The 13505-nt window shown below is 59.3% G+C and carries 9 protein-coding genes and 1 pseudogene; 5 read left to right on the forward strand and 5 right to left on the reverse strand.

What is annotated here, in order from left to right:
- Positions 1 to 5 precede the first annotated feature (5 nt).
- Positions 6 to 2339 carry a replication restart helicase PriA gene (gene priA, locus VXJ24_RS04695; protein WP_330971764.1) on the reverse strand — a complete coding sequence of 778 codons (2334 nt, stop codon included), beginning with the start codon at positions 2337 to 2339 and terminating at the stop codon, positions 6 to 8.
- Positions 2340 to 2444: 105 nt separating this feature from the next.
- Complete coding sequence (locus VXJ24_RS04700) at positions 2445 to 2654, reverse strand: hypothetical protein (RefSeq protein ID WP_330971765.1); 210 nt, start codon at positions 2652 to 2654, stop codon at positions 2445 to 2447.
- 169 nt (positions 2655 to 2823) lie between these two features.
- Between VXJ24_RS04700 and VXJ24_RS04705 the strand changes: the two genes are divergently transcribed.
- A complete protein-coding gene (locus VXJ24_RS04705) occupies positions 2824 to 3012 on the forward strand; it encodes a type II toxin-antitoxin system antitoxin, RelB/DinJ family (protein WP_330971766.1) in 189 nt (62 codons plus the stop codon).
- Positions 2999 to 3271 (forward strand): annotated as a pseudogene (locus tag VXJ24_RS04710) (Txe/YoeB family addiction module toxin). The gene VXJ24_RS04705 and the pseudogene VXJ24_RS04710 overlap by 14 nt, the downstream one beginning before the upstream one ends.
- Before the next feature lie 103 nt (positions 3272 to 3374).
- Here the strand turns inward: VXJ24_RS04710 and metK are convergent.
- Both metK and VXJ24_RS04720 read right to left on the reverse strand, forming a co-directional pair.
- Positions 3375 to 4625: a methionine adenosyltransferase gene (metK, locus tag VXJ24_RS04715; RefSeq protein ID WP_330971767.1), complete on the reverse strand. Its 1251-nt coding sequence runs from the start codon at positions 4623 to 4625 to the stop codon at positions 3375 to 3377.
- A 293-nt stretch (positions 4626 to 4918) separates the two neighbouring features.
- Positions 4919 to 5674 carry a TetR/AcrR family transcriptional regulator gene (locus VXJ24_RS04720; protein WP_330971768.1) on the reverse strand — a complete coding sequence of 252 codons (756 nt, stop codon included), beginning with the start codon at positions 5672 to 5674 and terminating at the stop codon, positions 4919 to 4921.
- A 184-nt stretch (positions 5675 to 5858) separates the two neighbouring features.
- Between VXJ24_RS04720 and VXJ24_RS04725 the strand changes: the two genes are divergently transcribed.
- The 3 genes from VXJ24_RS04725 to gltX all read left to right on the forward strand — a co-directional run bounded on the left by VXJ24_RS04725 (position 5859) and on the right by gltX (position 12505).
- On the forward strand, positions 5859 to 8720 hold the full coding sequence (locus VXJ24_RS04725; protein WP_330971769.1) for a YhgE/Pip domain-containing protein: 2862 nt from the start codon (positions 5859 to 5861) through the stop codon (positions 8718 to 8720).
- On the forward strand, positions 8713 to 10944 hold the full coding sequence (locus tag VXJ24_RS04730) for a YhgE/Pip domain-containing protein (protein ID WP_330971770.1): 2232 nt from the start codon (positions 8713 to 8715) through the stop codon (positions 10942 to 10944). The genes VXJ24_RS04725 and VXJ24_RS04730 overlap by 8 nt, the downstream gene beginning before the upstream one ends.
- Positions 10945 to 11023: 79 nt before the next feature.
- Positions 11024 to 12505 carry a glutamate--tRNA ligase gene (gene gltX, locus VXJ24_RS04735; RefSeq protein ID WP_430623811.1) on the forward strand — a complete coding sequence of 494 codons (1482 nt, stop codon included), beginning with the start codon at positions 11024 to 11026 and terminating at the stop codon, positions 12503 to 12505.
- 262 nt (positions 12506 to 12767) lie between these two features.
- Here gltX and VXJ24_RS04740 read toward each other — a convergent pair whose 3' ends face one another.
- On the reverse strand, positions 12768 to 12905 hold the full coding sequence (locus VXJ24_RS04740; protein WP_330971772.1) for a hypothetical protein: 138 nt from the start codon (positions 12903 to 12905) through the stop codon (positions 12768 to 12770).
- Positions 12906 to 13505: the final 600 nt, after the last annotated feature.

Below are 13505 nucleotides of genomic sequence, written 5' to 3' on the forward strand. Positions count from 1 at the left end.
AGCTCTCAGATGAGGTCATAGGCATCGATATCGATAGCAAGGCTGACTCCATGCGGTTTCCGCAAGCTGGCTACGGCATCTGCAAGAAGCCTTCCGGCATCTGCCTCGACCGGCGACTTCACGAGCACATGGCGGCGGTAGCGGTCCTCGACCTTTGCCTTCACGCAGTCGGCAGGGCCAAGCACCTCCCAGCCCGATTGAGATCCGATCTTCTTCCTCACCGCTTCGGCGCACTCGATGCTGAGCTCGCGCACCTGGCGGGCATCCTTGCCCCAGAGCACGATGTTCGAGAGCCTTGAGAATGGCGGATAGTGGGCCTCGGAACGTGCCTCGAGCTCGCACTCGACAAAAGTCTCCTTGTCGTGGGTGCGCACTGCCTCGATGGCAGGATGCGTTGCCCAGTAGGTCTGGATGATGACCTTTCCGGGATCCTCGCCTCTGCCAGCACGTCCTGCCACCTGCTCAAGGAGGTCATAGGTGCGCTCGGCTGCACGGAAGTCCGGCAGCTTCAGGGTCGTATCCGCATTGATGACAGCAGCGAGGGTGACCTCGGGGAAGTCCAGCCCTTTTGCAATCATCTGGGTTCCCACAAGCACGGCACATTCCGCATTGTCGAACTCCTCCAGGAGCGCCTCATGCGCTCCTTTGGCCTTCGTCGTGTCGGCATCCATCCGCACGACGGTGACATTGTCCGGAAGAAGCGCTTTGAGCTCGTCTTCGACACGCTGCGTCCCGACACCGAACTGTGCAAGATAGCGCGATCCGCAGTTCGGGCAGCGCGTTGTCGGGTCGGGATAGGCCTTGATGGGCCAGCTCCTGCCGCAGCTGTGGCACATGAGCGAATGCGTCCGCTCGTGGTAGGTAAGCGCCGTCGCGCAGTGCGGACACTCCGGCACACAGCCGCACTCGCGGCACATGAGGAAGTTTGCAAAGCCGCGGCGATTCAGAAGAAGGACTGCCTTCTGCTTCTTCTCTACGACCTGATCGAGCGCCTCCTGGAGAGGCTCAGAGAAGATCGACTTGTTTCCGTGCGAGAATTGGCTTGCCATATCGACGATCTGGACAGCCGGAAGCTCTGCAGTGCCCGGGCGCTCCGGCATCTCGATCCTTGTCCACTGGGTTCCGCGGAAGCTTCCTTCCCGGCAGCGCCAGAGGCTCTCGAGCGAAGGCGTGGCAGAGCCCAGGACGAGCGCCGCTCCCCTTCTCTTTGCAAGCTCTGCGGCGACCTCGCGGGCATGGTAGCGCGGAGCCGAATCCTGCTTGTAGGAAGCCTCGTGCTCCTCGTCGATGATGAGAAGGCCCAGATCATGGACCGGGGCGAAGAGCGCTGAGCGGGCACCGACAACGACCTGTGCAATCCCTTTCCGGGCAAGGTCCCACTGGTCGTATCGCTCTCCCTGCGAGAGCCGCGAATGGAGGACTGCCACCTTGTCGCCGAAGCGGGAACGGAAGCGTCCCACGGTCTGTGCCGTGAGCGAGATCTCAGGCACAAGGACGATGGCAGAATGCCCCTCTGCGAGCGTCTTCTCGATGGCCTCGAGATAGACCTCGGTCTTGCCCGAACCTGTGACGCCGTCGATGAGGACAACATCTCCTGCACCTTTGGCCTGAGCTGCTGCGATGGCAGAAAGGGCTTTCTTCTGCCCTTCTGTCAGATGCTCGGGCCGCTTGGCCGAGGCAGAGGAGAGCGTCGTCTCCTCAAGCTCTCTGAGCTCACGCTCCTGGAAGATGCGGACAACACCTTTTGAGGCAAGCGTGCGGATGGCAGAAGAGGCTCCCGGCAGGAGCGCCTCGAGCTCGGCGACACGGCAGGGACCTTCAGAGAGGGCTTTCAGGACCCCTTTCTGCTTCGAGGCGTTGGCACGCGGCACGAAGGCGGCGGCATCCGGTGCAAGCTCTGCCCAGCGCACATCGCGCGGCCCTGCAGCATGCTGGACAAGCTCCCAATGGCCCGTCTGATCGTTCTTCCTGACGCGCACGGCCTGTCCCGGTGCCAGGAACGGATGCACCGCATCGGCCAGGGTCGAGGCATAGCCCTCCTTGATCCAGCGGATGAGCCCCGCCGACACCTCATCGAAGGCAGAAGGCGCCAGCACCTGCTCGAACATCTTGAGCTTGCCGGCATCAAGGCCACGCGGCGGTTCTTCAGAGGCACCCAGGATGTAGCCTATGGCCTTCCTGCCCGAGAACGGGACGAGGACGGTCATGCCGACAAGGCCCGATCTCACTGCATCGGGATCTTCTCCGAAGGAGGCCGCAACCTCAGGCGGCACGGCATAGCTGAAGCAGCCATCGAGCGCCCTTGTCGGGATATCGAGTGCTACATCAGCAAACCACATGGATATATCTGCCTTTCAAACGTCTCCGGCGCATCTCAGCCTCATTGTCTCATAGCAGGCAATCTTGCAGCACGCCGGAACATGGAGCCAGCACATTCTGCAAGGCTAGCTCTTCCCGCCGTCTGGCCCTTCCTGATGCGCAGCGATATCGTCGAGCATCATCTGCCGGAGCGTCTCATCTGCTTCCGGGTCCTTTCCGGACGCTCGCGACACGGGACGATGCGGCCTCTTGGCCTTGCCGATGATTGCAAGAACGATACCGATGATGATGGCAGCCACGAGCGCATAGCCCACCCATGCAACCGCAAGGCTCATGGATATCTCCCCCTTCAAGGCATCGTACCGTATAGGCTAGATGGCCCTTTTGTGCTCCATCTTATCTCAGCGAAGAGGGAGCCAGAGGATGCACTCCGCTCTCCTGGCTTCTTCGCCCCGCAGACAATCGATGCACTTTGCCAGGAAGGTTCCCTTCCGAGAGCTTGGCATGAGCATGACGACAGCATTCGTGATCTATGCAAAGAAGGTTGCACGGGAGCACCGCATACCCTTCGAAGTATCTGTAGACCCGTTCTATTCGGATGAGAACATGGCCCATCTCAGGGCCTCCATTGCATCGCTCGATGCTGGCCGCGGTCATCCGCATGACCTGAAGGAGCCCGATGAAGCTGAATAAGGTCTGGGCACCAGAGGCTTGTGAAGACTACGTTGCCTGGGAAACGCAGGACAAGAAGACGCTGAAGCGCATCAATGCCCTTGTCAAGGACATTGAACGAAACGGATGTGCACAAGGGATCGGCAAGCCAGAGCAGCTGCGTGGAAATCCCCCTTGATGGTGGTCTCGCCGTATTGACAGCAAGAACCGGCTTGTATATCGAATCGTTGGCATAGACCTTGAAATCGCTCAATATCAGTCACATTACGGCGATCGCTGAATAGCTGGAACAGCAAAAGGCACACGGCTGGATGCGCGTCATAAGAAAGGAGCCAGGGGATGCGCTCCCCTGGCTCCTTCGCCCTGACAGATATCAGATGATGCTATGCAAGCTCTGCAACGGCTGCCTTGAGCTCGTCTGTGCGGTTCGTTGCTTCCCACGTGAAGTCCGGGTCCTTGCGGCCGAAGTGGCCATAGGCTGCGGTCTTCTGGTAGATCGGACGACGGAGCTTGAGGTCGCGGATGATGGCGCCGGGACGAAGGTCGAAGACCTTCTCGACAGCGCGTGCGAGCACCTCATCGTCCACAGAGCCGGTACCGAAGGTATCGACCATGATGGAGAGCGGCTGGGGAACGCCGATAGCGTAGGCAAGCTGGATCTCGCACTTGTGGGCAAGGCCCGCAGCGACGATGTTCTTGGCAACCCAGCGTGCAGCGTAGGCAGCAGAACGGTCGACCTTGGTGGGGTCCTTGCCAGAGAAGGCGCCGCCGCCGTGACGGCCCATGCCGCCGTAGGTGTCGACGATGATCTTGCGGCCGGTCAGGCCGGTGTCGCCCATCGGGCCTCCGACAACGAAGCGTCCGGTCGGATTCACATAGATCTTGGCGGATTGCCACTTGATGCCGACCTCGTCGAGGACCGGGCGAATCACGAACTCGATCATATCCTCGCGGACCTGGGCGAGCTTCACGTCAGCGGCATGCTGCGTGGAGACGACGATGGCCGTGACCTCGACCGGCTTGTCGTCCTCGTAGCGCACGGTCACCTGCGTCTTGCCATCCGGGCGCAGATACGTGAGGGAGCCGGCCTTCCTGACCTCGGCAAGCTTCTCTGCGAGACGCTGTGCAAGGTAGATCGGCATCGGCATGAGCACGTCGGTCTCGTCAGAGGCGTAGCCGAACATCATGCCCTGGTCGCCAGCACCGATCTTGTCGATCTCATCCTGGTCATTGGCGCGTGCGAACGTGCCATCGACGCCCTGGGCGATATCGGGCGACTGGGAGTGGATGAGGTTCATGACACCGCAGGTCTCGGCGTCAAAGCCATACTTGGCGCGCGTGTAGCCGATCTTGGCTACCGTGTCGCGGACGATCTTCTGCACGTCGACGTAGGCCTCGGTGCGGACCTCGCCCATTACGACGATGGTGCCGGTCGTCGTGAAGGTCTCGATGGCGCAGCGGACGTTGTCGACATTGGCAGCCTGGCCGTCGGAGTCGACGTAGCCCTGCTCCTGGAGCTTTGCCTCCTTCGCGAAGATGGCATCGACGATTGCGTCGGAAATCTGGTCGCACATCTTGTCAGGATGGCCCTCGGTCACTGATTCCGAGGTGAAGAGGTAGTTCTTGTGAGACATAACCAACCTTCTCTGAACGTCTTCGCACAGGCGCTCATAAAAAACAGAGCCCCTGTACCTTACCCAGGGACTCTGTGCACAAGACACGTATGCCCCCGTCTTCCAGGCCTTTGAGCCTGCCGAGAATTGGCACCCTTCCCTTGCGGGCGGGTTGCCGGAGCGTCATAGGGCTCGGTCCCTCGGCTCTGTGCATCCTTTCGAATGCCTCTTGACGAGCTGGCACGTACGATATGCCACTTTCGCAGTGCTGTAAATAGTCAGAGCGGTCTTTTTTGAATGAAATTCAAAAAATTTCAGCAAAGATCCTGACAGGCGCTCTGGACCCCATGCTTGGTGCCGATGCCTTCGAGCACGATGCCCATGAGCTGGCTCGAGAGCTCAGATGTATCCATGAGATCCTCCTGGCCAAGATAGGAAGCGGCGGCGAACATGAACATGCCGATCAGGCTGTTCGCGACAAGCGATGTATTGACCTCGGGATCGACCGCCCCTTCCTTCTTGCCACGCTCGATCAGAGATTCGGTCAGCGCCGCAAGCTTGCCGTACCGATTATCCAGGCCGTTGACAGAGTCATAGCCACGGTGCATGAACTCGCCCAAAAGCGCTCCGAAGCCTGCACGGTTGCCGGAGAGCGCAATTGCGAAGGACTCGCAGATGTCCTGCAGCGCATCGACGGCAGACGATTCATGCGAGCTGATGTCTTCAACAGCGGAGATGATGCCCTGGCCGATCTCTTCGTTCACGATGGAGACGATCTGCGAGCGGTCCTTGAAGTAATAGTAGAGGGCGCCCTTCGACATGTTGCAGCGCGTGGCGACTTCGCTCATCTGGAAGTTCGTCGTGCCCTTCTCGTCGATGATCTCCTTGGCAGCATCGATGATGCGTTGGCGTGTCCTGGTGCTCTTGCGTGTTTTCATGCGCGAGCCTGCGGTCTTCAGCTGCTTCTTCTGTGACTGCAGCTTCTTCTGGATCGCTTCGTGGACCTCTATCGCTGCTGTAGCCGTAGCAGATACTGCATCATGCTTCGACTGTTCGCCTGCTTCTGCCATTCGTAAGGTCCTTTCTTCCCGCTTAGGCGGGCATGCAATTTGCGTAAAGTGTAGCACCATAGACAGATATTTTTGACCGTATTTCAAAAAGGGTGATAGGAACAGGCGCTTTTGTGCAATAGTGTAGCGTGTAGATTTTTGAATCTTTCCTGCAAGTGAGGTACCGAAATCACTGGAGGCCCTCTTGAAGACCGTTTTCGCTATCTTCTTTCGTGATCTCAAACGGCTCATTCATAACCCTGCTGCCGTCATCGTGGCGCTCGGTGTCTGCGTGCTGCCTTCGCTCTATGCATGGTTCAACATCATCGCCAACTGGGATCCCTACAAGAACACGAGCGACATTGCAATCGCTATCGTCAATGAGGATGCCGGCGCCGACATCTCCGGCATGGGCTACATCGATGCAGGAGATATGGTCGTGGACGAGCTCAGCGAGAACACCCAGCTCGGCTGGAAGTTCGTCGATGAGGACACAGCGATGGACGGCGTGAAGTCCGGCACCTACTATGCTGCCATCGTCATCCCTTCAGACTTCACGAGCACGCTCGCAGGTGTCCTTGACGGAAAGACCGACAAGGCGCACATCCAGTACTACGCAAACGAGAAGGCCAATGCGGTCGCCCCGAAGGTGACCGATACCGGCGCCTCGACGATCGAGACCCAGATCGATGCGACCTTCGTCGAGACGGTCGGCAAGGTCGTCGGAGAGAAGATCGCTGATGCCGCAGGCAAAGCGAAGGATACGGTCGTCGACGGCTCCCATACCGTCGCGCAGGACGTCCGCGATGCGCAGGGGCTTCTTGACGGGCTCGACCAGGACCTGACAGATGCCCAGACGACGATCGGCACCTCGAAGGATGCGCTCGACTCTGCCGTCTCCATGCTCGCAGACGCCGACTCGGGAGCAGCCGATGCCGCCACGTCTCTGAGATCTGCGCTCGGCACCCTGACCAATACCCGCTCTCAGGCCCGCACCTTGAACCAGCAGCTCGGAAACTCGCTCTTGAATGGTGCCGGCACGATCTCTTCCCTCTCGACGAATGCGAATGTCTCCATCGCCGATGCCGCAGCCGGTATCGAGCGTGCGCAGGGCAAGGTCGACAACGCGCTCTCTGTCCTCGAGGATGCAAACACCCAGACGCAGTCCGTGCTGAACCGCGTGAAGTCCATCCGCGACAGGATTGCAGCGCTCTCGCTTCCTGACAGCGTGACCTCAGACATCAGGGACCAGGTCCTCGCAAAGCTCGATGCCCAGATCGACAAGCTCCAGACGCTCGTCGACGACCAGACCGCCCGCATCCAGAAGCTCCAGGACCTCTCCGACTCCATCAAGAACGACACGGTGATTGCAACGGACCTCTCCTCATCCGTGAACACCGCCATCCAGGATTCCGCGACAGGGCTCCAGAACCTCGACTCAGACCTCCAGTCCCAGACCATGCCGGCACTCGACTCTGCGCTCGACTCGTTCTCCGATGTCGGCAACCAGCTTGCCTCGACGCTCGACGCCGTGACGCCGATTGTCGACCAGACAACCGCCCAGCTCCAGCAGCTCGAGACGACGCTTGACCAGACGACCTCGGTCCTCGACAGCACGAAGGACTCTGTCGCCACGGCCAAGAGCGACCTCGGCGTCCTTGCGGGAGACATCGACACGATCGCCTCCGCCGATATCGTGGAGCAGCTCTCGAAGCTCATGGACATCGACCCGGAAAGCCTCGGCGACTATCTCGGCTCCCCTGTGAACATCGTAGACAAGTCCATCTACCCCGTCATGAACTACGGATCCGGCGTCACGCCGTTCTATACGAACCTCGCGCTCTGGGTCGGCGGCTTCGTCCTCGTTGCCATCTACAAGCTCGAGGTCGACCATGAGGGGATCGGTGACTTCAAGCCCTGGCAGGGCTACTTCGGCCGCTGGCTTCTGCTGAACCTTCTCGGCATCGTCCAGGCGCTCTGCTGCTGCATAGGAGACCTCTGCCTCGGCATCCAGTGCCTCTCGCCTGCTGCCTTCGTCTTCGCAGGCCTCGTCGAATCCTTCGTCTATGTCAGCATCATCTATGCGCTCTCGATCGCCTTCAAGCACATCGGTAAGGCAATAGGCGTCCTTCTCATCGTCGTGCAGATCCCAGGCTCTTCGGGCACCTACCCGATCCAGATGATGCCCGGCTTCTTCCAGGCCCTTAACCCCTGGCTTCCCTTCACGTATGGCATCAATGCGATGCGCGAAGCCATAGCCGGCTTCTACGACGGATACTTCGCCTACGACATCTTCATCCTTCTCCTCTATGTCATCCCCTCCCTTGTCATCGGCGTGGGTCTCAGGCGCCACCTTCTCAACATCAACGCTCTCTTCGACCGCAAGCTTGCCGAGACCGACCTCATGGTCACGGAGCGCGATGGCCTGCCCGAGGTCCACTTCCGCCTCTCCACGATCATCAAGGCACTCGGCAACTCGAAGGAATACCGCAAGGTCTTCGGCGAGCGTGTCGCGAACTTCGAGCTCCGCTACCCAACCTATATCAAGCGCGGCTTCCTCGCGCTGCTCTGGGTGCCGCTCGTCCTTCTGGCCCTCATGTTCATCCTGCCCTTCCGCATGATTACAATCACCTGCTGGATCATCTCGCTCATCGTCGTGTGCACCTATCTCATCGTCGTCGAGTACCTGCACAGCCGCGTCTCCGAGAAGACCCGCATCGCGAACATGTCAAGCGAAGAGCTCTACCAGCTCCTCGACGACAACCTGAAGCAGGAGATGTTCACGTTCTCGCCGATCGAGAGCCTGAAGCTCTCCCGCAACATCGGCACGCATGGCCTCGATGTCCAACGCGGCGTCGCAGACGATACGGACAAGACGAGCATCCTCGAGCGCAGCCGCACGCTGATCATGCCGAGAGCGAAGCTCAGGAAGCTCGTGCATGAACGCGCAGAGGCAGCCAGGAAGGCAGATGCCGCCAAGAACACAGAGAGGCCAATCGAGGTCGAGCAGACCATCACCATGCACCTGCCCTCCTCGCACACGAAGGGAGATGATCGCCGTGCCTAGGTTCATGAAGGTCGCAGCCTATGATGCGCATAACGTGTTCAAGAACGTGATCTCCCTCGTCGTCTGCGTCGGCATGATCGTCATCCCCAGCTTCTATGCCTGGTTCAACATCTGGGGTTCGTGGGACCCCTACAAGAACACGGCCAACCTCAAGGTCGCCGTCGTGAACCTCGACGAAGGCTACACAAGCGATCTCATCCCAGTCGATGTGAATCTCGGCGAGCGCACGGAAAGCGAGCTCAAAGCCTCGAAGAGCATCGGCTACACGATTGTCGACTCAGAGGACGAGGCTGTCGAAGGCGTGAAGAGCGGCACCTACTATGCTGCTGTCGTCATTCCTGCCGACTTCTCAGAGCGCATGCTCACCTACTTCGCCGACAGCACAGACAAGCCGGAGGTCTACTTCTACCAGAACGAGAAGGCCAACGCTATTGCCGCCATCGTCACGGACAAGGCATCTGCTGCCGTGCAGAAGGACATCAACCAGTCATTTGCCAGCTCGCTCACAAGCGCAGCTGCAGGCGTCCTCGACCAGGTAGGAAACTATCTCAATTCGGACGATGTCCGGACGCTGGCAACGCAGCTCGATTCTGCCCTGGCACAGACGCAGAAACGCCTGAGCGATACATCCGGAAACCTCCGCTCCTATGCTGCCATCTCAGGCTCAGCCTCCCAGCTTCTGGACCAGCTCGACTCCGATGGCTCGGGCACCCTCTCCTCGGCACTCGATGCTTCAGGCATGCTCCGCTCTGGCACAGACGGCGTCCAAAGCCTCTCCGATGCGCTCGACGGAGCGACGTCTTCCATCAACGACTCGTTCGCAAACTCCGCCTCCGACTTCGACAATGTGAAGAGCGCACTCGATAAGGCCTTCGATGCCGCAGCTGGGCACACGGACCAGCTTGTCGATGCCCTTACGCAGGCAAAGGGCACAGTCGACTCCCGCGTTGCAAAGCTTCAGGACCTCTATGACTCGATGGATGGCACCGACGCGATCACGAAGGAATACCGCGACCAGTTCGAGATCGGCAGCTCCGAGTGGGAGATTGTGAACAGCTACACGGTCGAGATCGAGGGTCTGAACGCGAAGGTCAAGCAGGCTCTGGATGATGCCAAGCAGCTCGACGACGGGCTTGCGAAGGCCATCTCCGATATCCAGAACACCCAGTCTTCTGCCTCCGACGCGAGAACGACGCTCGACGGTCTTGTGGACCAGGCGAAGACGAGCATCACAAACATCTCCTCCGACTACGAGCAGGGTCTGCGCTCGTCGCTTTCGGACATGAACAGCTCGCTTCAGGATGCCGCCTCCAAGGCTGACGCAATGAAGACGCAGCTCGACAATGTGAGCTCCTCCCTCAAGGACACGGCAGCCACCGCCTCCAAGAGCATGGGCGATGTGCAGGGCTCGCTTCTCGATGCCGCAGACCAGCTCGACGGCGCAGCAGCCAAGCTCGGCGATATCCATACGCAGATCCAGGATGCCCTCGATTCGGGCGACCTCGACCAGCTGAGGACCATCCTTTCCGCCAACACCGAAGACCTCGCGAGCTTCATCTCGACACCGGTCTCCATGGACCGCACAGCCGTCTTCGCCGTTGCAAACAACGGCTCCGGCATGGCACCGTTCTATTCCACCCTGGCCATCTGGATCGGCGGCGTCGTGCTCTGCGCCCTTGTGAAGACAGCGCCTTCCGACCGGTTCCTGAAGAAGATCCATGCCCGTCCGACCGACTGCTACATCGGCCGCATCATCTTCTTCCTGATCATCGGCTTCTTCCAGTCGACCCTTGTCATTGCCGGCGACCTGTGGTTTTTGGGCGTGCAGTGCCAGCACCCCGTGCTCTTCTTCCTTACGGGCTGGCTCGAGTCCTTCATCTTCATCAACATCATCTATGCACTCACGGCCTCGTTCGGAGACGTCGGCAAGGCCATCGCCGTTGTCCTCATGGTCATCCAGGTTGCAGGTTCGGGTGGCACCTTCCCGAAGGAGATGCTCCCGGGCGTCTTCCAGAAGCTTTATCCGTTCCTGCCCTTCGTCCACGGTGAGGATGCGATGCGCGCCTGCATAGCCGGCATCTACCAGAACGACTACTGGTTCTGCATGCTGCGCCTTGCCTGCTTCATCATCCCTGCCCTCCTCCTGGGCCTCATCCTGAGGCGCCCGGTGATCCATCTCAACCACTGGCTCGAGGAGAAGCTCGAAAGCACGAAGTTGATGTAGACGCATCTCTAGCGTCTATACTGAATGCGCTAACCATGTACATATGGGCCCAATCGGGCCCCTGTCGAGAGGCAATTCTGTGGCAGATCAAGACCGTCCCGTCCGTGTGCGCTTCGCGCCCTCGCCCACCGGCAAGCTCCATGTCGGCGGCGCCCGCACCGCAATCTTCAACTGGGCATTCGCCCGTGCCAACCATGGCACGTTCATCCTGAGGATCGACGACACCGATCCGACCCGCTCCACCGAGGAGAACACCCAGATTATCCTCCGCGCCATGAAGTGGCTGGGGCTTGACTGGGACGAGGGTCCCGAGGTCGGCGGCGACTTCGGCCCCTACAAGCAGACCGACCGCATGGATCTCTACCGCAAGGCTGCAGAGGATCTCGTGAAGTCCGGCAACGCCTACTACTGCTTCTGCACGCCCGAGAAGCTCGCAGAGGACAAGCGCAAGGCACAGGAGCGCAAGGACCCCTTCCAGGGATACCAGCGCACCTGCAGGAACATCGACCCTGCAGAGGCACAGGCCAGGGTCAATGCCGGCGAGCCCCACACAATCCGCATCAAGGTGCCTCTTGACCGCGGAGACGTGGTCGTGCACGACGCCGTGCACGGAGATGTCGTGTTCGATGCGAAGGAGCTCGACGACTTCATCATCTTCCGCTCCGATGGCACGCCGACCTACAACTTCGCGACCGTCGTCGATGACTCCATGATGGGCATCACCCATGTCATCAGGGGCGACGACCATCTGTCGAACACGCCGCGCCAGATCATGGTCTACGAGGCCCTGGGAGCACCGGTTCCCACCTTCGCCCATATCTCGATGATCCTGGGTCCCGACGGCAAGAAGCTCTCCAAGCGCCATGGCGCAACGTCGGTCGAGGAGTACCGCGATGCGGGATACCTCTCCGATGCCTTCGTGAACTATCTGGCGCTTCTGGGCTGGTCTCCTGACGGCGAGACGACGATCGTGCCGAGGGACGTCCTTGCCAAGACGTTCTCGCTCGAGCATGTGAGCAAGAACCCCGCTACCTTCGACCCGAAGAAGCTCGACTCCATCAACCAGACGTACCTTATGGCAATGAGTGATGCGGAGTTCGCAAAGACCGTGCTCCTGCCTGAGCTCAAGAAGGCAGGGCTCGAGGGCGATGCCCCTGTTCACGACGAGGCTTGGTATGAGCTGCTTGCCTCGATCCTGAAGCCGCGCACGACCGTGACGCCTGATGTCGTGGAGAAGAGCCGCTTCCTCTATGAGGGAGAAGATCTTCCGCTCGACGAGAAGAGCGTCCAGAAGAACATCTCGAAGCCGGATACGAAGTCCTACCTTGAGGGTGCCCATGCAGCGCTTTCGGCACTCGACTCCTGGAAGGCCGAAGCAATCGACGCTGCGCTCGAGCCTCTGCCCGAGCAGCTTGGCACGAACAAGCGCAAGTTCTACGGAGCCCTCCGCGTCGCTGTCTGCGGCAACATGGTCTCCCCTCCGCTTGGAGAGTCCCTTGAGCTCATGGGCAAGGACATGGCACTTGCCCGCATCGACCGTGCACTTCCGCTCGCCCAGTAGAAAACGTTTCGATACCAGATTCACCCCAGATAGCCTCCCATTTCCTCATCCGGAAATGGGAGGCTTTTTCATGCAGGGGCATCAGAGGACCAGACACTTCAATGCATCCAGCAAGGCAGGCCCTCTCCGGGAAGCTTCCGCTCCATCCTGGATTCTTTCCATCGGTTCCACCTGCGGCAGATACCAGCATCTCCAGCCCAATTCGCTGGCCATACTGGGGCGGACATCCGGACAGGGCATGCTAGCTGCATTGCCGCAGACCTCACTTGCTTTTCCGTTCTTTCAGCCAGCGCATGCAGACAATGATGATGAGGATATTTGCTACAAGCTGGACGATGCCGCCGATGACTCCGAACGACATGGCTGTTGCTGCATAGATGTTGAAGAATATCTCTGCCATGGCTCCTCCTCTAGATGCCTCACTCGTACGACAAATCTGCATTTAGCCTGCTATATATGCCAGGCATGAGAGATGGGACGCCTGCTGCTCAGCTCGATCTGCATTCCTTCAATCAGTACAGTCCAAGCAAGCAACACAGGGCCATCGCTTAGTCGAAGGATAATCCCGAGCTGCGCGAACCAACTGTACTGAACTGCGTCCAGCCTGCACAATTGTTGGCACATACGGATAGGACGACGTCAAGCAAAATGAGCGGCACCAGCTTCACGAGATGCCGCATAGGCTAAATGGCATCACGGGGCCTTCTCATGTCATGCAGCTCAGCTTTCATGATGGCATCCATTCAATTCATGCATCTCAAGGTTGGTAGCATTCTTCCCGAATGCTCTGAAACTTAGTCCAGATGGCGGCAAGCAGCTTTTTTCATCTGGACAGCAGCCAAAACCAGCACATATTGCTTTCCACAACAGACCAATGTCTTGCGCGTGCTTGACGCTGGCTATGCAGAGACTGCATTCTGTGACGACGCATTACAGGGGACATAAAAACCCTGCATATCCTCGAGGCAAGCACCGGCCATAGCCTTCCTCGCAATTCCAA

This window comes from Olsenella kribbiana (assembly GCF_036408795.1).
Classification (GTDB): Bacteria; Actinomycetota; Coriobacteriia; order Coriobacteriales; family Atopobiaceae; genus Olsenella_L; species Olsenella_L kribbiana.